The organism is Streptomyces sp. NPDC002867 (genome assembly GCF_053591895.1).
On record NZ_JBSFUR010000007.1, the window covers coordinates 225,627 to 247,115 of the forward strand.

Here is a 21,489-nt window from a genome sequence, read left to right on the forward strand (position 1 = left end):
GCGGCCCGTCCGGGCGGCAGCGCCTGTGGGCGGCGCGCGTGACCGGCAGCCGACGCGCCGTGCCGGGACCGAGGCGGCGCGCCGTGTCTCGCGGGGGCGACGCCCGAGTGAGGTGGCGGCCCGGCGCCAGGCTGCCCACCCCCCGGCCGCGCCGGACGGAAGAGGCGGCCCCGCGGCGGGCCTCCCGCGGACGCCGCGCGCTGGGCAACCCCGCGCGGCGGGTCGCGTCCCCACGAGGCGTGCGGCCCGGGTGTCCGACGTGTCCGAAACCGGGTGAGACACCCCGATCCGCCCCCGGGTTCGCAACCGTCGCCCCGGACAGGAAGAATCAGGGTGCTCACCGCAGAGGGGCTTGAGGGTGAGACCCTGCACGGGGCTGTAGATGACGGGCTCCTTCAGACGGAGCCCGTACGGGGAGGTGGCACGCAAGTATGGAGCAGCTGACGCAGCACGACCCGAGACGGATCGGTCCGTTCGAGGTGCTGGGCCGGCTCGGTGCCGGCGGCATGGGACTGGTCTATCTCGCCCGGTCGGCGTCCGGCCGCCGGGTCGCGATCAAGACTGTGCGCACCGAGCTCGCCGAGGACCAGCTGTTCCGCGTCCGCTTCACACGCGAGGTGGAGGCCGCCCGCGCGGTCAGCGGCTTCTACACGGCCGCCGTCGTGGACGCCGACCCGCGCGCCGCCGTGCCCTGGCTCGCCACCGCCTACGTGCCCGCGCCCTCCCTCGAGGAGATCGTCAACGAGTGCGGGCCGCTGCCCGCGCAGGCGGTGCGCTGGCTCGCGGCGGGGATCGCGGAGGCCCTCCAGTCCATCCACGGCGCGGGCCTCGTCCATCGCGACCTCAAGCCGTCCAACGTCCTCGTCGTCGAGGACGGCCCCCGCGTCATCGACTTCGGTATCGCGTCCGGCGTCTCCAACACCCGCCTGACCATGACCAACGTCGCCGTCGGCACGCCCGCCTACATGTCGCCCGAGCAGGCCCGCGACTCGCGCAGCGTCACCGGCGCCAGCGACGTGTTCTCCCTCGGCTCCACCCTCGTCTTCGCCGCCACCGGCCACGCCCCCTTCCACGGCGCGAACCCGGTGGAGACGGTCTTCATGCTGCTGCGCGAGGGCCCTGACCTGGAGGGCCTCCCCGACGAACTGCGGCCGCTGATCGACTCGTGCATGCAGATGGAGGCCGGGCTGCGGCCGACCCCCGAGGACCTGCAGGCCCAGCTCGCCCCGCACCTGTTCTCCGCCGGCGGTGACGACAGCGGCACCGCCTCCGCGTGGCTGCCCGGCCTCGCCACCGCCATGATCGAGGCCCGCCGCGGCGGCGGCCGCGCCCCCGTGCCGCGCCCGGCCGAGCCCTCCCGGCCCGCACCCCACGCGCCCCCTCCGCCTTCCGTGCCGCCCGCTCCCGACCGTGAGCCCGCCTGGCGCGGCGCGAGCGACCCCCGTACCGGTCACGCCCCCGCCCACTCCGGCGGCGGCCCCGTGCGGCTGGCGGGCTCCGCCGTGCCCATCGGCCCCGGGCTGCGCGCGGTCGGCGCCGGCCGCGCCCCGGTCGCCGAGGCCGGCCCGGCCACCGGCTGGATCCGCCCGCCCGGCGGACTGAACGGTTCCGATGCCGCCACCAGCGCCGTCCCCGCGCCGGCGCCCGCCCCTGCCCCGCCCCCGCCGGAGACCGGCCCCGGGCACTGGCGCCCGTGGCGTTTTCGCATGTCGAACGACGTGTGGGGGACGCCGGTCGTCTCCGGCGATCTGCTGTACGTGACCTCGTTCGAGGTCCACGCGCTCGACGTCGGCACCGGCCGCCGCCAGTTCAAGACCCGCGACGTCGCCTGGTCCATGGCCGTGGCGGGCGGCCGTATCCACGCCTCCGACGGGCCGACGCTCTACGCGCTCGACGCCGCGAGCGGCGGCGAGCGCTGGCGGCTGCAGACCGATGCCTGGGTGTACTCCCTCAAGGTGGACCGCGGCACCGTCCTCACCGGCACCCGCGGCGGCGGCGTGCAGGCATGGGAGGCGTCCAACGGCGAGAAGCTGTGGGAGATCACCGGCGCCCAGACGGACTTCGAGACGCCCGAGGCGGGGCCGGCGATCTTCGGCGACACCGTCTACGTGTGGAAGGACGCCCGCCTGCGCGCGCTGGAGGCCCGCACCGGCGAGGAGCGCTGGTCCTACCCCGTGGGCGACGCCGCGTCCTGCGGCAACGTGCCCGTGCGCGTACAGCCGGCGCCCGACGGCTACGTCTACGTCTCCGCCGGCACGCGCGTCCTCGCCGTGGACATCGCCTCCGGTCTGGTGCGCTGGCACTTCGAGGCGCCGGCCGTCTTCCTCTCGCCGCCCGCCTTCGCGCCGGGCCCGGCTGTGACGGGCGGCGGCGTGTACCTCGCCGACTACCTCGGCACCGTGTACGCGCTGGACGCCACCACCGGCAAGGACCGCTGGCGCATCGCCACCGAGTCCCGCCAGTCCATCGAGCCCGTGCTCGCCGCCGCCGGCAACATCCACGTCGGCAGCGGCAGCGCGCTCTACACCCTCGACGCCGTGACCGGGACGCCGATGTGGCGGTTCGCGGCGGGCGGCGAGGTCGTCGGCACACCGGTCGTCGCGGACGGCCGCGTGCACTTCGGTTCGGCCGACCACGTGCTCTACACCCTCGACGCGAGCGGCGGCCAGCTGCGCTGGAAGCTCGCCACGGGCGGCGAGATCACCGGCTCCCCGGTCGCCCAGAACGGGGTCGTGTACGCGTGCAGCAAGGACCGCTGCGTCTACGCGCTCGACGCGGAGAAGGGCACGGCCACGGGCCGCGGGCCGCGGTAGGACGCGGGCCCGCACCGGCGTCCGGCCGGGGTCCTACGTCCGGCGGAGGCGTACGACGCGCATGGCGGGGTACCCGCGTCGGGCGTAGCGTCATGACCGGGAGCGGTCACGACCGGAGCGGCTGACCCAAGGAGGCCGGCGATGATCCGCAACGTCATCGGCTCGATTCTCGCTCTCGCCGGAGCGACGGCCGCCGTATGGAGCCCCTTCCGTGACTGGTACGACGGCCGTCACGGGCGCGACTACCGCGTCCAGGACCTCTTCCTCGGCATCACCGGCAGCGGCGGCCCGCTTCTGACGTCGGTCCTGCTGCCGCTCGCCTTCGGCGCGCTGATCGCGCTGCTCGGCGTGCTGCTGCGCTCCCGCCTGCTCGTCGCCGTGTCCGGACTGGTCGTGCTCGGCTTCACCGTCCTGTGGATGGTCCGCCAGGGCCAGGCGGCCGGCAGCCTGACCGTCGGCGGTGACGGGGCCGGGCTCGGCACCGGCGTCGCGCTCGCGGCGGGCGGCGGCGTCCTGCTGCTCGTCGCCGCCGTGGTGATGAGCGGACGCCCGCGCAGGGACGAGCTCGACGAGCACCCCCCGCAGGAGGAGGACTGGGGCCCGTACGGGTCCGACCCCGGCGGACCCGTCCCGTACCGCGACAGCCCCTACCGGATGGGCCCCCACGACGGCGGACACGGCCCGGAGGGCCCGCCCACGCGTCCCGGGCCGGGGCAGCGGGACGAGCGCTGAGGCGGTCGCGGGCGGCGGGTGAGCGGGACGAGCGGGGTCCCGAGCGCTGCTAGGGTGACGTGCGCTCGTCAAACGAGCCCATCTGCCGACACTTTCAACGGGGGTTGAAACGTGAAGATCCGTCATGTCCGCGCGCTCGCCGTCTTCGGGATCGCGCTCGTCGCCCTGACCGGAGCTCGTGGTTCCGGAGGCGGCGGCTGCGACAACCACAGCAGCTCCGGCTCCAGCAGCGGCGGCAGCAGCCACCGGGACGACGACAGCTCCGGAAGCAGCGGCGGTTCGCTGCCCGGCGGCGGTTCCAGCGCCGACAAGGCCGCGCGCGACATCACCATCGACGAGTGCAAGTACGACACCGCGACCAAGAACCTCACCGCGAGGATCACCGTCACCAACAGCGGTGCGCTGGACTACGACTACGACGTCACCATGAAGTTCATCGGTGCCGCCGGCGGCTCCGCCGTCCCGGCGACCGCCACCAAGACGGCCATCGCCGTCGCCGCGGGCGCCTCCGAGAGCGCCGTGCTCACCACCCCGTACACCGGTTCCGGTGACGGCTCCGAGTACACCAAGTGCGAGGTCTCCCGCGCGTCCCGCAGCTGACCGGGCCGAACCGCCGCGCCTCAGCGCAGCCTGAAGCCGGCCCGGCCCCGCCCGTCCCCGCCCCGCCCCTGCGTGAACAGCTCGGCCTGCCGCTCCGGCGGCAGGTTCCCGAGCACGACCAGGTGCGGGGCAAGGGCGAGCGCCCCCGCCCGCGCCGACTCCGTCGCCGACCACACCGCCCGTACGGTGCCCTGCACCGCCTCCGGCGGGTACGAGGCGATCACCGCGGCGGCCCGCAGCGCCGCCGCGACGGCCCCGCCCGGCTCGGTCAGCTCCGAGACCAGACCGGTCTCGTACGCGCGCCGGGCCGACAGCCGCTCCGCCGTCCCCATCAGCGCCATCCGCGCCACCTCGCCCGGCGGCATGCGCAGCGCCATGTACGCCGACTCGTACGCGCTGACCATCCCGTACGACGTGTGCGGATCGAAGAACGTCGCCTCGCGCGAGGCCACCACGAACTCGCTCTCCCCGAGCAGGTAGAACGCCCCTCCGCAGGCCATGCCCTCCACCGCCGAGACGACCGGCTTCCACAGGTCGTTGGCCTTGGGCCCGATCCGCAGCAGCGGATCGTCCACCGAATACGGCGACGAGGGCTGCGGCACCTCGGCCGAGCGGTCGATGCCCGTGCAGAACGCCGCGGCGCCCGCGCCCGTCACGACCGCCGCGCGCACCGTGTCGTCGAAGCGGAACCGCCGCCAGGCAGCGGCCAGTTCACCGGCCATGGCGAGGTCGATCGCGTTGTGCCTCGCCGGCCGGTCGAGGGTGACGATCGCGACGCCCGTGTCCTCGTCCGTCTCCACCCGGATGCTCACGGCCGCTCCAGGAGCCAGCGGGGAAGGCCGGTGCGGTCGAACACGGCCCTCACCGGGGCCCCGATCCGCAGCCGCGCGGGGTCGAGCGAGTTCAGCGGGGCGTCGGGAGAGGCGACGACATTGCCGACGAGGCGGATGCGGGGGTCGTCGGCGAGCTCGACGACGACCACGTTGTACGGGGCCTGGGCGGCGTAGTCGGGCAGCAGCGGCGGGTGGGGGACCACGTACGACCAGATGCGCCCGCGACCGGACATCAGGCGCCACTCGCTGTCGAAGGACCCGCAGTGCGGACAGCACGGGCGGGGCGGGAAGCGCGGCTCACCGCAGGCGGGCCGGGCGCAGCACTGGACGCGGAGCTCTCCGCGGGCAGCGTACTCCCAGAAGGGGGCGCCGTCGTCGTCGACCACCGGTACGAGCATCTCCACTCCTCACGTACGCAGCAGAAGGGCCGATGTGGGCACGCCCTCGCCCGCGGTGACCAGGCACGTCGCCGCGCCCGCCACCTGGGCCGTCGACGTGCCGCGCAGTTGCTTCACGCCCTCGTTGATCAGGTTGAAGCCGTGCACGTACGCCTCGCTCAGCCCGCCCCCGCCGGTGTTGAGCGGCAGCCGTCCGCCGATCTCCAGTGCCCCGCCCTCCGTGAAGGCGCCGCCCTCGCCCCTCCCGCAGAAGCCGTAGCCCTCCAGGGACAGCGGGACGAGCGGCGTGAACGCGTCGTAGATCTGGGCCACGTCGACGTCCTCGGGGCCGAAGTCGGCGTGCTTCCACAGCTGCCGGGCCGCCGTCCAGGCCGGGCCGGTGAGCGGGTCGTCGTTCCAGTAGTTGACCATGCCGTGGTGCTGGGCGGGCAGGCCCTGGGCGGCTGAGTGGACGTAGACGGGCCGCCGGCGGCAGTCGCGGGCCCGTTCGGCGGAGACGACCACGCAGGCGAGGGCGCCGTCGGTCTCCAGGCAGTTGTCGAACAGGCACAGCGGTTCGCTGATCCAGCGGGCCGTCATGTACATCTCTCGGGTCAGCGGCCGGTCGTACATGATCGCGGCCGGGTTCTGGTTGGCCCTGTTCCTGCACGCCAGCGCGACGTTGAAGAAGTGGTCGCGGGTCGCGCCGTACTCGTGCATGTAGCGGCGGGCGAGCATGCCGATCTCGTCGGCGGGCCGAAGCAGCCCGAAAGGGCGTGTCCACTGGGCGGGCGTGGGCAGTTGGGCCGTCGTGTTCCTCCAGGGGCGCGGGCCCGAGCCGCGCTTGCGGGAGCGCCAGGCGACGCCGACGCTCGCCTGTCCCGTGGCAATCGCTGTGGCGAGGTGCGCGACGGTGGCGCAGGAGCCACCGCCGCCGAAGCCCACCCGGGAGAGGAACGTGACGTCCCCGGCGCCGATCGCCTTCGCGAGCTCCACCTCGTCCGTCTCCTCCATCGTGTACGAGGCGAAGGCGTCGACCTCCGAGGGTGCGATGCCGGCGTCGTCGAGTGCGGCGAGCACCGCCCGGCAGGCCAGGGCCTTCTCGGATTCCGGCAGGTGTTTCGCGAAGGCGGTCTGTCCTGTGCCGGCTATCGCCGCCCGGTCCTTGAGGGTCGCCATGCCGGGCAGCGTACAGCTAATCTGACGTACCGTCAGCTAACGAGAGGGGCTTGCGATGCGACGCGGCGACCTGGAGTGGGGCTCCGTCCCGGGGCTGGTGCGGGACGCGGCCGAGCGGTACGGGCAACGGGAGGCCGTCGTCGACGGCCGCACCCGCGTCACCTACGCCGAACTCGGCGAACGCGTCGAACGCGCCGCCGCCGCGTGCATCGCCTCCGGCGTCGCCAAGGGCGACCGGGTCGCGATCTGGGCGCCCAACACGCTCGACTGGATCGTCTCCGCGCTCGGAGCGGTCACCGCGGGCGCCGTGCTCGTCCCCCTCAACACCCGCTTCAAGGGCGCCGAAGCCGCCGACGTCCTGCGGCGCTCCCGCTCCCGGCTCCTGTTCGTCACCGGCACCTTCCTCGGCACCTCGTACGTCGCCTCGCTGCGCCGCGCCGACGGGGAACTGCCCGACCTGGAACAGATCGTGGTCCTCGCCGACAGCGCGCCCGACGACCCCCGCTACCGCACCTGGAAGGACTTCCTCGCGGGCGGCGACTTGGTCACCGCCGGCGAGGTCCGGGCCCGGGCGGACACCGTCACCGGTGCCGACCCGTCCGACATCGTGTACACGTCGGGCACCACCGGCCGCCCCAAGGGCGCGGTCATCACCCACGCCCAGACGCTGCGCTGCTACGACCTGTGGAGCGAACTCGCCGGGCTGCGCGCGGGCGACCGCTACCTGATCGTGAACCCGTTCTTCCACACCTTCGGCTACAAGGCGGGCGTGATCGCCTGCCTCACCCACGGCGCGACGATGGTGCCGCAGCCCGTCTTCAACGTGGACACGGTCCTCGCCAACATCGCCGCCGAACGGATCTCGGTCCTGCCCGGACCGCCGACCCTGCACCAGTCGCTGCTCGACCATCCCGCCCGGGACCGGCACGACCTGTCGGCCCTGCGCCTCGTGGTGACCGGGGCAGCGGTCGTGCCCCTCCGCCTCGTCGAGCGCCTCCGCGGCGAACTCGGCGTCCCCACCGTGCTGACCGCCTACGGCCTCTCCGAGGCGAGCGGCATCGTCACCATGTGCCGCCGCGGCGACGCCCCGTCGGTGATCTCCGCGAGCTCGGGCCGCGCGATCCCCGGCACGGAGGTGAAGGTCCTCGCCGCGCCCGGCGAACCGGGCGAGATCCTGGTCCGCGGGCACAACGTGATGACGGGTTACTTCGAGGACCCGGCCGAGACGTCCCGGGCCCTCACCTCGGACGGCTGGCTGCACACGGGCGACGTGGGCGTCCTCGACGCGGACGGCAACCTGCGCATCACGGACCGGATCAAGGACATGTTCATCGTCGGCGGCTTCAACGCCTACCCCGCGGAGATCGAGCAACTGCTCGGCCTGCACCCCGACATCGCGGACGTCGCGGTGATCGGCATCCCCGACGCCCGCCTCGGCGAGACCGGCAAGGCGTACGCGGTCCGCCGCCCGGACACGACGCTCACGGCGGACGACCTGATCGCCTGGTCGAGGCGGGAGATGGCGAACTACAAGGTGCCCCGGCAGGTGGAGTTCGTGGACGAACTCCCGAGGAACGCGAGCGGGAAGGTGCTCAAGGCCGAACTGCGGGCGCGGCACGCCGGCTGACCGCCCGGACACACCACGGCCGCGGCGGCTCCCCCTCCGCGCCGCCGCGGCCGTTCCCCCGTCGTGTGTGGCTCAGTCGCGCGGAGGCGCGGGTGAGTGGTGGTCACCCATGGTGGTGATGCCGCTGGTGGTGATGCCGCTGTCGGCGGGCGGAAGGGGCGAGTGGTGGTCTCCGAGAGTCGTCACCGTACCGTCGGCGGGCGGGATCGGTGAGTGGTGGTCACCCATGGTGGTGATGCCGCCGTCGGTCGGCGGCGCCGGCGAGTGGTGGTCGCCCATCGTGGTGATCTCTTCGCTCTTCTTCTTCTCGGTGCTGCTCATGTTTCGTCCCCCATGGGATGGCCCTACATGACTGAAGGTGGCCTTCCGCCCGGAGACTCCCCCGAGTACCGCCGGACAGAAGGCCAGTGGACCTTTCGGTCCCGGTGATCCGTCTGCCCCCCGACGCGACGGATCGACTGCCGTTGAGCATGTCGGACGAGCATAAACATTCGATGAACGCCCTGGCCCGGCCTTTTCAGGCGGCGCTCAGCGGAGTGGTGAGCAGTTGCCGGGCCTGCTCGGCCTCCACAGCGCCGGACTGCTCGTGCAGGGTCAGCGCCTCACGCCAGCAGGCACGGGCACGGTCTGACTGGCCGAGAGCTTCGAGCGCCCGGCCGAGCGTGATCAGTACCTTGCCCCGTGTGCGGTCTCCGCCGATGCAGCCGATGGCCAGTGCTTGCTCGGCATGCTGTGCGGCTCCTGCGGGGCGGCGGGCGGACAAGTGGGCCTCGGCGATGCGGAAGTGAGTGGTCCCCTCCCACAGTCGCTGGCGGTTGGCCTCGAACTGGGCCAAGGCCTCCGTCAGTTGCTTCAACGCCTCAGAATGCTTGCCCGCCGCCGTAAGTGCGATGCCCAACGCGAATCGCGCATTGGCCAGGCGCAGCTTGTGCCCGATCCTGTCGTAAATGGCGAGGCCCTCCCGGGCCAGCGTGATGGCTTGCGAGGCCCGGCCCGTGACGACGTGCACGCGTGAGAGGTTGCACAGCGCACTGGCCTCGCCGGGCAGATTGCCGTCGGCGCGCGAGCCCTCCATGGCGTTGCGCAGGTGTTCCTCGGCCTGCGCGTTGCGCCCCTGGTTGAACGCGATGATGCCGCGATCGTTGTCCGACCAGTACACCGGAGCCGGATCGTCAGCGGCCTTCGCCAGCGCGGCCGCCTGCGCGGCCTCCTCGTCCGCCTCCGCGTAACGGCCTGCCACCAGATGGACATTGGTGAGGGACGTCCTCGCGCGGGCTTCCGTACGCGTATCACCGGCGGCTCGCGCAGCCTCGAAAGCGAGGAAGGCCGCCGCCTCGTACGTCTTGGAGTTGGCCCCGGACTCGGCCAGATTCTGGGCTGCCCACAGCAGGTCCACCGCCCGCCGGAGCTGCTTTCCGCTGGACGCCTGGCGCGCGCATGCCAGCAGGCAGTGCGCCTCGGCGTAGAGCCAGTCCTGGGCCTCCTGCCGGTCGGCGAACGACAGCCCGGCATCCCCGGTCGGCTCCAGATGGTCCACCAGCCGGTCGCCGGGACGCTCGATGGCGAACACCCGCGCCGCCGTCCCCAGATAGAAGTCCAGCAGCCGCGACAGCGCCGCCTCCCGCTCCTGCGGCGGATGTTCGTCCCTCTCCGCGCATGCACGCGCGTAGAGCCTCACCAGGTCGTGGTAGCGGTAGCGCCCCGGCGCCGCCGACTCCAGCAGGGACGTGTCGACCAGGGCCTCCAGCAGGTCCTCCGTCTCGTGGAGGGGCAGGTCCAGCACCGCCGCGGCCGCCGCCAGCGAGATGTCCGGGCCGTCCGCCAGGCCCAGCAGGCGGAAGGCGCGGGCCTGGGCCGGCTCCAGCTGGCCGTAGCCCAGCTCGAACGTCGCCTTCACCGCCAGGTCGCCCGCCTGGAGCTCGTCCAGCCTGCGGCGTTCGTCCGCGAGCTTGGCCGCCAGGACCGAGACGGTCCAGGTCCGGCGGGACGCGAGGCGGGACGCGGCGATACGGATCGCCAGCGGCAGGAACCCGCACGCCGCTACCACGTCCAGCGCCGACTCCCGCTCCGCACGCACCCGTTCCTCGCCCACAATCCGCGTGAAGAGCTGCAGCGCCTCCTCCGGCGACATCACGTCCAGGTCCACCAGGTGCGCCCCCGCGAGGTCCACCATCCGCACCCGGCTGGTGATCAGCGCGGCGCACCCGGCCGTGCCCGGCAGCAGGGGCCGGATCTGGGCTGCGTCGCGTGCGTTGTCCAGCAGGACGAGCACCCGGCGCCCGTCCAGCATCGAGCGGTACAGCGCGGCCCGCTCGTCCAGGGTGTCCGGGATCGCGGAGTCCGCCGCGCCCAGGGAGCGCAGGAACGCGCCGAGCACGGTCTCCGGCTCGGCGGCCCGGTTGCCCGCGCCCTGGAGGTCCACGTACAGCTGCCCGTCGGGGAAGTGCTTGCGCGCCTGGTGGGCGACGTGCACCGCCAGCGTCGTCTTGCCGACGCCGCCGATGCCCGCGAGGGCGGAGACCGCCATCACCGAGCCCTCGGCGGTGGCGAGCTGGTCGCCCAGCTCCCGTACGAAGGAGGACCTGCCGGTGAAGTCGGGGACGCTGGCGGGAAGTTGTGCGGGGCGCGTGACCTGCGGTGCGGGTGACGGCTCCTCGACCGGCGGCGCCAGCTCCGCGTCCGCCTGGAGGATGCGCTGCTGGAGGCGGGCCAGCTCGGGCCGCGGGTCGACGCCCAGTTCGTCGGCGAGCAGACGCCGTGTGTCGGCGTACACGGCGAGGGCCTCCGCCTGCCGTCCGCTGCGGTACAGCGCGAGCATCAGCAGTTCCCGCAGCCGCTCGCGCAGCGGATGCGCGGCGGTGAGCGCGGTCAGCTCCGAGACGGCCTCGGCGTGGCAGCCGAGCTCCAGGTCCAGGTCGAGGCGGGTCTCCAGCAGTTGCAGCCGCCACTCCTCCAGCCAGGCGCGCTGGTTCTCCGCGTACGGCCCGGGGACGTTGGCCAGCGGCTCGCCGTCCCACAGGCCGAGCGACTTGTTGATCAGGGTCCGGGCCTGGGAGCGGTCGCCGGCGGAGCGCGCCTTGTCCGCCTCCGCGGCGAGTTCCTGCGCCACGGCGAGGTCGAGCGCGTCGCGCCCCACCCGCAGGGCGTAACCGCCGGACTCGCTCACGAGCGCGGCGGCGGACAGGGACTTGCGCAGCCGGGAGGCGTACGTGCGAACGGCGGCGAGGGCCTGCGAGGGCGGTTCTTCGCCCCAGATCGCGTCGATCAGCTCCGACGCCGTCGCGGTCCGGCCGTCGCGCAGCAACAGCGCGGCGAGCAGGGCGCGTTGCTGCGGCGAGCCGGGCGGCAGGGTCTCCGCGCCCCGCCAGACCCGGACCGGCCCGAGCACGCTGAAGTGGAGCCGGGCCGCGTCGTCCGCTCCGCTGTGCAGCGGAGCGCGCTGATTCGGTACGCGTGGCCCGCTGTCACGGTCCATTGGCTGCCCCCTGCCCGTACTGCCGGAAATCGCCCTCGACAGTCTGCCCTGTAGGGGGCGGCCCCGTCAGCAGCGGGGCACCTCCGTCTCCCGCCTGCCCGTGTGAGCCTCGTCCCACACCTGATCAGGGACGATAGACCGTTCCGGGCTGCGGTTCGGCGGGCGCGAGGAGCTCGGGGACCGTGACGAAGGTGTAACCGCGTTTCTTCAGCTCCTCGATGATGCCGGGCACGGCGGGCACCGTTCCGTCGTAGATGTCGTGGAGCAGGATGATTCCGTCACGGTCGGCCTGGTCGAGGATGCGCTGCTCGATGAGCGCGGAGTCGGTGGTCGAGTAGTCCTTGGCCGTGGCGCTCCACAGCACCTGGGAGAGGCCGAGTTCCTTGCTGACGGCGGTGACGTCGTCGTCGGTACGGCCCTGGGGCGGGCGCATCAGTGTGGGCTTCGTGCCGGTGATGTCGGCGATGGCGTCCTGGGTGCGGCCCAGTTCGTCGCGTATCTCCTCCTTGCCCAGTTGGTCCAGGCGCTGGTGCGTCCAGGTGTGGTTGGCGACCTCGTGGCCCTCGGCGGCGAGGCGCCGGACGACGTCCGGGTGCTTGAGGACGTGGTTCTTGCCGAGGAGGAAGAAGGTGGCGTGCACCTTCTCCTTCTCGAGGATGTCGAGCAGGCGCGGAGTGTCCTTGCCGGGGCCCGCGTCGAAGGTCAGGGCGATGCACTTGGCCTTCTCGCAGTCCACGGCCGGCCGGGCCTCCGCTCCGACGCCCTTGCCGCTGCCCGGCTGCTTGCCGTCGGAGAGCGCCGCCCCGTCGGCGCGGGCGTCCGCGCGGGCGTCGGCGGGCGAGGTGGCGTCCGCCGTGCAGCCGGCGAGGACGAGCGCGAGCGAGGCGGCGGCGAGGGCGGAGACAACCCGCGCCCTGCGTATGTGCGTCTTGACGGGCATGACGGTGTTCCCCCTGTGTGGTGGTCGCGGCGCGCGGCGGTGTGCCGCGGTGGTCTGCCGCGTGCGTGAGCGCACTATACACAGGGCGTATACGCGGAGTTCATAGCGACTTCGGGGTGGTCACCACTAGCTGACGAACCGTCAGATCAGCGCTACCGTGAGGGACATGGAGACCTTCCCCAAGATCATCTCGGTGGACGACCACACGGTGGAGCCCCCCCATGTCTGGCGGGACCGGCTCCCGTCGAAGCACCGCGACACCGGCCCGCGCGTCGTCAGGGCCCCGCTGAAGGACATGACCTTCCTCGGCGGAAAGTTCTCCCCGGTCATGGGGGCGCCCGGCGACGACGGCCCGATCGGCGACTGGTGGGTGTACGAGGACCTGCACCGCCCCCTGACCCGCCTCGACACGGCCGTCGGGTACGACAGGGACGAGATCAAGCTGGAGATCATCACCTACGAGCAGATGCGCCCGGGGTCGTACTCCGTGCCCGACCGGCTCGCCGACATGGACGTCAACCACGTCCAGTCCGCGCTCTGCTTCCCGACCTTCCCCCGCTTCTGCGGCCAGACCTTCACCGAGGCCGCCGACCGGGAGCTCGGCCTGCTGGGCGTGCGGGCGTACAACGACTGGATGGTGGGGGAGTGGTGCGGCCCCGAGGCCGGCGGCCGGCTGATCCCGCTCACCCTCGTCCCGCTGTGGGACGCACGCCTCGCCGCCGACGAGGTGCGGCGCAACGCGGCACGCGGAGTGCGCGCGGTCGCCTTCTCCGAGATACCCCCGCACCTCGGACTGCCGTCCATCCACACCGACGCGTGGGACCCGTTCCTCGCGGCGTGCGACGAGACCGGCACGGTCGTCGCCATGCACATCGGCTCGTCCTCGAAGATGCCCTCGACGTCGGCGGACGCCCCGCCGGCCGTGGGATCGACCATCACCTTCGCCAACTGCTGCTTCTCGATGGTGGACTGGCTGATGAGCGGCAAGTTCGAACGCTTCCCGAACCTGCGGATCATGTACGCCGAGGGCCAGATCGGCTGGATCCCCTACATCCTGGAACGGGCCGACGTGGTCTGGGAGGAGAACCGCGCCTGGGGCGGCGTCGCCGACAAGGTCACCCGCCCGCCCTCCGAGCTGTTCGCCGAGCACGTGTACGGCTGCTTCTTCGACGACGCCTTCGGCCTGCGGAACCTGCACGCGATCGGCGCGGGCAACGTGCTGTACGAGACGGACTACCCGCACTCGGACTCGACGTGGCCGAAGTCGAAGGAGGTCGGCGAGTCCCAGATGGCCCACCTCCCCCCGGACGTGGTGAACCGCATCGTGCGCGGCAACGCGATCGACCTGCTGGGCCTGACGGAGGACGGGTTGTGGGCGGGGGCGTAGCGCTGTCCGATCACCAGCCGCCCGGTGCGCAGGACCTCTTCACGCCCCTTGTGCTCACCGCCAGGGGAAGGCCGGACTCGTCCACGTACTCCAGGACGATGCCCGCGAACAACGCAGCCGCGTCCGCCCGCCCTGCGTCAGCCAGTTCCTGCACCCGGCGGGCCACCGCGAGGGCTCCCTGCTTGGCGGCGTCGACGAAGGCGAGGCCCGGGGCGACCCAGTCGCCCGCGTCGGCGGCGTGCCGGGCCGTGTCCAAGAGCTCGTCGACCGTGCGGATGTCAGCCATGCGGTCACCCTGGATCGTGTCCCGGACGGGGCTGTGGCCGGGACGTCCGCTACCCCGCGGCCCCCGTTCGCGGCACCATGCTCCGCATGACGCTCTCCCTCGCCGAAGCCGACAAGATCCTCTCCGACAATTTCGCGCCCTGGGTGCTCGACCTCGGGCTGACCGTCCATGAGGCGGGCGAGCTGCACGCGGTGCTGCGCCTGCCGTGGTCCGAGCGGCTCGCGCGGGAGGGCGGGGCCCTGTCCGGGCAGGCGCTGATGGCCGCGGCCGACACCGCCACCGTGATCGCCGTGTCGTCGGCGCGCGGCGGCTTCGTCCCCATGACGACGGTCCAGCAGTCCACCAGCTTCCTGCGCGCCGTCACGGGCGCGGACGTCCTCGTCGACGCGCGGATCACCAAGCTGGGCCGGCGCATGGCGTTCGCCGACATCACCATGACGCCCGAGGGCGCGGACGCTCCCGCGGCCCGCGCCTCCACGGTGTACGCGCTGCTGGGGTAGGCGGCGCAGGGGCCTTGCCTCATGGACCGCGGGGCAAGACCATGGGCGGGCCGTCGTTCATGACGAACCGTCAGATACGAGGAGTCCCCCATGGTCGCGTACGGGATGCAGCTCCCGGTCCAGTCCCAGAGCACCCTCTACGCCGAGTCCTGGGAGGCCCACGTCGGGCCGGGCGCGCTCGTCGATATCGCCCGCGCCGCCGACCGCGCCGGTTTCGCGTACATCGCCGTCTGCGACCACGTCGCGATCCCGCGCCGTCTCGCCGATGCCATGTCCACCGTCTGGTACGACCCCGTCGCCACGCTCTCCCATCTCGCGGCGGTCACCGAACGCGTCCGCCTCCTGAGCCATGTCGCCGTCGTCGGACTGCGGCACCCCCTGCTGACCGCCAAGCAGTACGCGACCCTCGACCACCTCTCCGGCGGGCGGCTGATCCTCGGGGTCGGCGCGGGGCATGTGCGCGAGGAGTTCGACGCGCTCGGCGTCGGCTTCGACGACCGCGGACCCGTGCTGGACGAGACCGTCGACGCGCTGCGGGCGGCGCTCGGTCCGGAGGAGTTCCCCGAGTTCACCGGGGAGCGGTACTCCTTCAAGGGCCTGGGGCAACGGCCCCGGCCCGCCCAGGAGCACGTACCGCTCTGGGTCGGCGGCTCCTCGCCCGCCGCCGTCCGCCGTGCCGCGCTCAAGGGCGACGGCTGGCTGCCGCAGGGGGATCCACGCGACCGGCTGCCCGCGCAGATCGCCCGCATCAGGGCGCTGCGCGAGAAGGCCGGGATCGAGGCGCCCTGCGTGATCGGCGCCATCACCGAACCGCTCTACGTCGGCGAACCCGCCTGGCACACCGGCCGCAGGACCCTCGCCGGCGGGCCGCAGGCCCTCGCCGATGCGCTGCGCGCCTACGCGGTGATGGGCGTGGACCAGATCCAGGTCCGCTTCCGCAGCCGCGGCGTGGCCGAACTGACGGACCAGATGGCGGCGTTCGCCGCCGAGGTGGCCCCCCAGCTCGGATGACCCTCGAACCATCCTCGAACGACCAGGGAGACTCGGCATGGGCAAGCTGGACGGACGCGTCGTGTTCATCACCGGAGCGGCACGCGGGCAAGGCGAGGCGGAGGCCCGGCTCTTCACGGCGGAGGGCGCACGCGTGGTCCTCGCCGACGTCCTCGACGAGCAGGGCGAAAAGCTCGCCGAGGAACTGGGAGCCCTGTACGTCCACCTGGACGTGAGCCGGGAGGACGACTGGACCGCCGCGGTCGCCGCCGCGAAGGACGCCTTCGGACGCGTCGACGGTCTGGTCAACAACGCGGGCATCCTGCGCTTCAACGAGCTGGTCGGCACGCCGCTGGAGGAGTTCCAGCTGATCACCCAGGTGAACCAGGTCGGCGCGTTCCTCGGGATCAAGACGCTCGCCCCCGAGATCGAGGCCGCCGGCGGCGGGACGATCGTCAACACCGCCTCGTACACGGCCCTGACCGGCATGGCGTACGTCGGCGCGTACACCGCCTCCAAGCACGCCGTCCTCGGCCTGACCAGGGTCGCCGCGCTGGAGCTCGCGGGGCGGGGGATCCGGGTCAACGCCGTGTGCCCGGGCGCGGTGGACACCCCGATGAGCAATCCGGAAGGCGCGGACCCCGGCGCGGTCGAGGAGCTGTACCGCACGCTCGTGCCGCTGGGCCGGGTCGGGCGGCCGGAGGAGGTCGCGCGGCTCGCGCTCTTCCTGACCGGTGAGGACTCCTCGTACATCACGGGTCAGCCGTTCGTCATCGACGGGGGATGGCTCGCCGGGGTCAGCGTGCTGTGACACGGCAGGGCCGCGACTGACGAACGGTCAGGTATTGCGTTCCCGTCCGGGCGGTGGAACAGTCGGAGCCATCCTGACCTGACGGAGCGTCAGAAATGATTGGGCGGTGAACCCCCGTGGAATTCGGCATCTTCGTACAGGGATACCTCGGCAAGCGCGCCGCGACCGACCCGCTCGCCGAGCACAAGGCGCTCATGGAGGAGACCGAGTACGTCATCCAGGCGGACCGGTCCGGGTTCAAGTACGCCTGGGCCTCCGAACACCACTTCCTGGAGGAGTACTCCCACCTGTCGGCCAACGACGTCTTCCTCGGCTACCTCGCGCACGCGACGGAACGGATCCACCTGGGATCGGGGATCTTCAACCCTCTCGCGCCCGTCAACCACCCCGTCAAGGTCGCCGAGAAGGTCGCGATGCTCGACCACCTGTCGAAGGGCCGCTTCGAGTTCGGCTCGGGCCGCGGCGCGGGATCGCACGAGATCCTCGGATTCATGCCGGGCATCACGGACATGAACCACACCAAGGAGATCTGGGAGGAGACGATCGCCGAGTTCCCGAGGATGTGGCTCCAGGACGAGTACGCGGGCTTCCAGGGCAAGCACTGGTCCCTTCCGCCGCGGAAGGTCCTCCCCAAGCCGTACGGGAAGGCCCACCCCGCCATGTGGTACGCGGCCGGTTCCCCGTCCTCGTACGCCATGGCGGGCCGGAAGGGCCTTGGCGTGCTGGGCTTCAGCGTGCAGAAGGTCTCCGACATGGAGTGGGTCGTCGAGTCGTACAAGACGGCGGTGAAGGAAGCGAAGGCGGTCGGCGCGTTCGTCAACGACAACGTGATGGTGACGTCGACGGCGATCTGCGCGGAGACGCACGAGAAGGCGGTCGAGATCGCGGCCGGCGGCGGACTGAACTACCTCCAGTCGCTGCTCTTCCGCTACCACGACACCTTCCCGCGGCCGGAAGGGATCCCGGAGTGGCCCGAGCTGCTGCCCGAGTACACGGCGGAGATCATCGAGCTGCTGATAGCGGAGGAACTGATGATCTGCGGCGACCCGGGGGAGGTGCTGCAGCAGTGCAAGAGGTGGGAGCAGGCGGGGGCGGACCAGTTGTCGTTCGGGCTGCCGACCGGGGTGTCGTACGAGGACACCATGACGACGATCCGGCTGATCGGTGAGCACGTGATCCCCCACATCGACACGGACCCGATCCACCGCACGACGCGCTTCCGGGAGTCGGCGGGCTGAGGGGGGCGCCTGCGGCGCTGTGTTCCCCACCCCGCCCTCCCCCTACGGCCTGGCGGCCGTGGGAGGTGCCCCCATCCCGAACCGGGGGCTCCGCCCCCGGACCCTCCCCCTACGGCCTGCGGGCGGGGGGACCCCCAGCGCCTCAATCGCCGGCGGGGCTGGATTTCGCTGCGCGAAATCAGCCCCCCACGGCCGCCAGGCCGCAGGGGGAGCTTGAGGACATCGCGCGAAGCGCGGTACGAGGTCTGGGGCGAAGCCCCGGTTCGGGAAAGGGCGGGGTGGGGAAAAGGCCCGCCGCAGGCGCCACCCGCCCTCGCCCTCTCCTCCACCCACGCGGGTGGCGTCTTCCCGGACCGCCACCCGTACCGGCCCGGCCGGCGTGCGCCCGTTCGCGGCCGAACGCGGCGCCCCCGGCCGGGCCACACACCGCCCACGCGCAGGCGACCACCCATCCGCACGAGAAGGGACGCCCCATGCTCGACCACCTCATACGGCGCGCGACCGTCGTCGACGGCAGCGGCGGGCCCGCCTTCGCCGCCGACGTCGGCATCCGCGACGGCCGCATCGCCGTCATCGCCCCGCCGGACAGCGTCACCCAGGACACCCGCACCGCCGAGGACGCCACCGGTCTCGTTCTCGCGCCCGGCTTCGTCGACCCGCACACCCACTACGACGCCCAGCTGTTCTGGGACCCGTACGCCACGCCCTCCCTCAACCACGGCGTCACCACCGTCGCGGGCGGCAACTGCGGCTTCACCCTCGCCCCGCTGAACCCCGGCCGGCCCGAGGACGCCGACTACACGCGGCGCATGATGTCCAAGGTCGAGGGCATGTCGCTGGTCGCTCTGGAACAGGGGGCTCCCTGGACCTGGCACACCTTCGGCGAGTACCTGGACGCGCTCGACGGCCGGACGGCCGTCAACGCCGGGTTCATGGTCGGGCACTGTGCCCTGCGCCGCCATGTCATGGGGCCGGACGCCGTCGGCGGGCAGCCCACGCCCGCGCAGCTCCGGCAGATGACCGGCCTCCTCCACGACGCCATGGACGCGGGCGCCTGGGGCCTGTCCACGACCCAGTCGTCGACGCACTCCGACGGCGACGGGCGGCCCGTCGCCTCGCGGCACGCCCGGCCCGAGGAGCTGATCGCACTGTCGAGGGCCGTGGGCGAGCACGAGGGAACCCAGCTCGAAGCCATCGTCGCGGGCTGCCTCGACCGGTTCGCGGACGAGGAGATCGACCTGCTCGTCGCGATGAGCGCCGCCGCCGGGCGGCCCCTCAACTGGAACGTCCTCACCATCGACGCCGCGGTTCCCGAGCGCGTGCCGCGCCAGCTCGTACCGAGCGAGCGCGCCCGGAGGGCCGGCGGCCGGATCGTCGCCCTCACCATGCCGATCCTGACCCCCATGAACATGTCGCTCGGCACGTTCTGCGCGCTCAACCTGATCCCCGGCTGGGGCGAGATCCTCGCCCTCCCGGTCCCCGAGCGGATCGCGAAGCTCCGTGACCCGGGGGTCCGGGCGGAGATGCTGCGCCGCGCGGAGGCGAAGGAGGCCGGCGTCTTCCGCCGCCTCGCCGACTTCGGCCGGTACGTCATAGGCGACACGTACGCGAAGGAGAACGAGGGCCTGTCCGGGCGGGTCGTGCGCGACATCGCCGCCGAGCGCGGCCAGGACCCCTTCGGGTGCCTCGTCGAGATCTGCGCCGAGGACGAGCTGCGGACGGTCCTGTGGCCCATGCCCACCGACAACGACCCGGCGTCCTGGGCGCTGCGGGCCGAGACGTGGCAGCACGAGGACGTCATGCTCGGCGGCTCCGACGCGGGCGCGCACCTGGACCGCATGTGCGGGGCGCCGTACACGACGCGGTTCCTCGGGGACTGCCTGCGCGGCCGCGGGCTGGTCGGCCTGGAACAGGCGGTCGGGATGCTCACGGACGAGCCGGCTCGGCTGTTCGGCCTGCGCGAGCGCGGACGGGTCCAGGAGGGCTGGCACGCGGACCTGGTGCTGTTCGACCCGGAGCGGATCGACGCCGGGCCCGCGCGGCTGGTGCACGACCTGCCCGGTGACAGCCCCCGCCTGGACGCGCCCGCGCTCGGCATCGTCTCCGTCCGTGTCAACGGCGTCGAGACAATCAGGGACGACCGGGTCACCGGGGCCGTGCCGGGCGTCGTGCTGCGCTCGGGACGGGACACGAGGACGGTGTCGGCCCGATGAGGCCGCAGAAGCTGTTCATCGGCGGCGCGTGGGTCGAGCCGGACCTCGGCCACTACGAGGTGGTCGACCCGGCCACGGAGGAGGTCGTCGGGCTCGCGCCCGAGGCGAGCCGCGCCCAGGTGCACCAGGCGGCCGCGGCGGCCCGGGAGGCGTTCGCGGCCTGGTCGCGTACGAAACCGGAGGAGCGGGCGGCGATCCTGGACCGGGCCGCGGACCTCGTCCAGCGGGACGCGGAGGCCCACACCGCGCTCGCCCGCGCCGAGACGGGTGCGACCACCGCCACCGCCCGCGGCATGCAGGTCGCCGTCGGCGCGGCCCGCTTCCGCCGTTACGCCCGCGGCGCGCTGGAACCCGTCGAGCAGGCGGTGCCCCCGCAGATCAACGCGGCGGGCCCCATGGGGAGGGCGGGCGTGTTCGGTGCGGTCGCCGTGCGCCGCCCGGTCGGTGTCGTCACCTGCATCACCTCGTACAACAACCCGTGGGCCAATGCGGCCGGCAAGGTCGCGCCCGCACTGGCGGCGGGCAACACGGTCGTCGTCAAGCCCGCCCCGCAGGACCCGCTGTCGGTCTACCGGATGGCCGAGGCGCTTCATGAGGCCGGTGCCCCGCCCGGCACGGTGAACGTCGTGACGGATTCCGCGTCCGCGGCAGGGGAGGCAGCCGTCGACTCGCCGGATGTCGACATGGTGAGCTTCACCGGCTCGACGGCGGTCGGACAGCGCATCGCCGGGGTGTGCGGCCGGACGATGAAACGCCAGCTGATGGAGCTCGGCGGCAAGGGGGCGGCGCTCGTCTACGACGACGCGGACGTGGAATCCGCAGTGCGCGGGATCGGGACGACGTTCTCGTTCTACAGCGGCCAGATCTGTACGGCGCCGACGCGCGTGCTCGCGCAGCGTGGCGTGTACGAGCGGGTGGTGGCGGGCCTCGCCACGTACGCCGGGCGGCTGCGGGTCGGTGATCCGGCCGACCCGGCGACGGTGGTCGGCCCGCTGATCTCGGCAGCGCAGCGCGACCGGGTCGAGTCGTACGTGGAGCTGGGCCGCAAGGAGGGGGCGCGGCTGGTGGCGGGCGGTGAGCGCCCGGCGTTCGAGCGGGGCTTCTACGTCGCGCCGGCGCTGTTCGCGGACTGCACCAACGACATGCGCGTGGTGCGGGAGGAGATCTTCGGGCCGGTGGTGGTCGTGGTCCCGTTCGACGACGAGGAGGAGGGTGTGGCGCTCGCGAACGACAGCGACTACGGCCTGATCGACTACGTCTGGTCGGGCGATGTGGCCCGCGCGTTCCGTGTGGCGGGGGAGTTGCGGGCGGGTGGGGTCGGGGTGAACACGGTCGGCCGGAACATGGAGGCGCCGTTCGGCGGGTTCAAGCGGAGCGGGGTGGGGCGGGACGTGGGGTCGTATGCGCTGCATGCGTACAGCGAGCTCCAGGCGGTGGTGTGGCCGGGGTGAGGACGGCCGCCGAACCTGCGGGAAAGGTGTCCGAAAA

Annotated in this window: 18 protein-coding genes; 11 read left to right on the forward strand and 7 right to left on the reverse strand. The window is 72.8% G+C overall.

Annotated features, from left to right (window positions below):
- Positions 1–431: 431 nt before the first annotated feature.
- The 3 genes from ACWD0A_RS09785 (at position 432) to ACWD0A_RS09795 (ending at position 4,145) form a co-directional block, all read left to right on the forward strand.
- A complete protein-coding gene (locus ACWD0A_RS09785; RefSeq protein WP_451296314.1) occupies positions 432–2,813 on the forward strand; it encodes an outer membrane protein assembly factor BamB family protein in 2,382 nt (793 codons plus the stop codon).
- 141 nt (positions 2,814–2,954) lie between these two features.
- Positions 2,955–3,545, forward strand: coding sequence for a hypothetical protein (locus ACWD0A_RS09790; protein WP_451296316.1), 591 nt, complete (start codon positions 2,955–2,957; stop codon positions 3,543–3,545).
- A gap of 111 nt (positions 3,546–3,656) precedes the next feature.
- Positions 3,657–4,145, forward strand: coding sequence for a hypothetical protein (locus ACWD0A_RS09795; RefSeq protein WP_451296318.1), 489 nt, complete (start codon positions 3,657–3,659; stop codon positions 4,143–4,145).
- A gap of 20 nt (positions 4,146–4,165) precedes the next feature.
- Here the strand turns inward: ACWD0A_RS09795 and ACWD0A_RS09800 are convergent, their stop codons facing one another.
- From ACWD0A_RS09800 to ACWD0A_RS09810, 3 genes are read right to left on the reverse strand one after another with little or no spacing between them, the layout of a single operon-like run.
- Entirely contained in the window at positions 4,166–4,957 is a 792-nt protein-coding gene (locus ACWD0A_RS09800; protein ID WP_451296320.1) for an enoyl-CoA hydratase/isomerase family protein, read from the reverse strand.
- Positions 4,954–5,376, reverse strand: a complete 423-nt coding sequence (locus tag ACWD0A_RS09805; RefSeq protein WP_451296322.1) for a Zn-ribbon domain-containing OB-fold protein — start codon at positions 5,374–5,376, stop codon at positions 4,954–4,956. Before ACWD0A_RS09805 ends, ACWD0A_RS09800 begins: the two co-directional genes overlap by 4 nt.
- Before the next feature lie 9 nt (positions 5,377–5,385).
- Positions 5,386–6,534: a lipid-transfer protein gene (locus ACWD0A_RS09810; protein ID WP_451296324.1), complete on the reverse strand. Its 1,149-nt coding sequence runs from the start codon at positions 6,532–6,534 to the stop codon at positions 5,386–5,388.
- Between the two features lie 55 nt (positions 6,535–6,589).
- Between ACWD0A_RS09810 and ACWD0A_RS09815 the strand changes: the two genes are divergently transcribed.
- A complete protein-coding gene (locus ACWD0A_RS09815; RefSeq protein WP_451296326.1) occupies positions 6,590–8,161 on the forward strand; it encodes a FadD3 family acyl-CoA ligase in 1,572 nt (523 codons plus the stop codon).
- Positions 8,162–8,233: 72 nt separating this feature from the next.
- Here ACWD0A_RS09815 and ACWD0A_RS09820 read toward each other — a convergent pair whose 3' ends face one another.
- The 3 genes from ACWD0A_RS09820 to ACWD0A_RS09830 all read right to left on the reverse strand — a co-directional run bounded on the left by ACWD0A_RS09820 (position 8,234) and on the right by ACWD0A_RS09830 (position 12,576).
- Positions 8,234–8,482 (reverse strand): hypothetical protein, encoded by a 249-nt coding sequence (locus ACWD0A_RS09820; protein ID WP_451296328.1) that lies wholly within the window; start codon positions 8,480–8,482, stop codon positions 8,234–8,236.
- 196 nt (positions 8,483–8,678) lie between these two features.
- Complete coding sequence (locus ACWD0A_RS09825; RefSeq protein WP_451296330.1) at positions 8,679–11,636, reverse strand: AfsR/SARP family transcriptional regulator; 2,958 nt, start codon at positions 11,634–11,636, stop codon at positions 8,679–8,681.
- Positions 11,637–11,760: 124 nt separating this feature from the next.
- Positions 11,761–12,576 carry a polysaccharide deacetylase family protein gene (locus tag ACWD0A_RS09830; RefSeq protein WP_451296332.1) on the reverse strand — a complete coding sequence of 272 codons (816 nt, stop codon included), beginning with the start codon at positions 12,574–12,576 and terminating at the stop codon, positions 11,761–11,763.
- 166 nt (positions 12,577–12,742) lie between these two features.
- Between ACWD0A_RS09830 and ACWD0A_RS09835 the strand changes: the two genes are divergently transcribed.
- Positions 12,743–13,963, forward strand: a complete 1,221-nt coding sequence (locus ACWD0A_RS09835; protein WP_451296334.1) for an amidohydrolase family protein — start codon at positions 12,743–12,745, stop codon at positions 13,961–13,963.
- 10 nt (positions 13,964–13,973) lie between these two features.
- Here ACWD0A_RS09835 and ACWD0A_RS09840 read toward each other — a convergent pair whose 3' ends face one another.
- Positions 13,974–14,249, reverse strand: coding sequence for a hypothetical protein (locus tag ACWD0A_RS09840; protein ID WP_451296336.1), 276 nt, complete (start codon positions 14,247–14,249; stop codon positions 13,974–13,976).
- Between the two features lie 86 nt (positions 14,250–14,335).
- On the opposite strand from ACWD0A_RS09840, the gene ACWD0A_RS09845 reads away from it, so the two are divergent.
- From ACWD0A_RS09845 to ACWD0A_RS09870, 6 genes are all read left to right on the forward strand, one after another.
- Positions 14,336–14,749 (forward strand): PaaI family thioesterase, encoded by a 414-nt coding sequence (locus ACWD0A_RS09845; RefSeq protein WP_451296338.1) that lies wholly within the window; start codon positions 14,336–14,338, stop codon positions 14,747–14,749.
- 90 nt (positions 14,750–14,839) lie between these two features.
- A complete protein-coding gene (locus tag ACWD0A_RS09850; protein ID WP_451296340.1) occupies positions 14,840–15,760 on the forward strand; it encodes a TIGR03619 family F420-dependent LLM class oxidoreductase in 921 nt (306 codons plus the stop codon).
- Between the two features lie 37 nt (positions 15,761–15,797).
- Positions 15,798–16,550, forward strand: a complete 753-nt coding sequence (locus ACWD0A_RS09855) for an SDR family NAD(P)-dependent oxidoreductase (RefSeq protein WP_451296342.1) — start codon at positions 15,798–15,800, stop codon at positions 16,548–16,550.
- Between the two features lie 116 nt (positions 16,551–16,666).
- On the forward strand, positions 16,667–17,788 hold the full coding sequence (locus ACWD0A_RS09860) for an LLM class flavin-dependent oxidoreductase (protein WP_307714957.1): 1,122 nt from the start codon (positions 16,667–16,669) through the stop codon (positions 17,786–17,788).
- Positions 17,789–18,261: 473 nt separating this feature from the next.
- Complete coding sequence (locus ACWD0A_RS09865) at positions 18,262–20,001, forward strand: N-acyl-D-amino-acid deacylase family protein (RefSeq protein WP_451296344.1); 1,740 nt, start codon at positions 18,262–18,264, stop codon at positions 19,999–20,001.
- Positions 19,998–21,452, forward strand: coding sequence for an aldehyde dehydrogenase family protein (locus ACWD0A_RS09870; RefSeq protein ID WP_451296346.1), 1,455 nt, complete (start codon positions 19,998–20,000; stop codon positions 21,450–21,452). Before ACWD0A_RS09865 ends, ACWD0A_RS09870 begins: the two co-directional genes overlap by 4 nt.
- Positions 21,453–21,489: the final 37 nt, after the last annotated feature.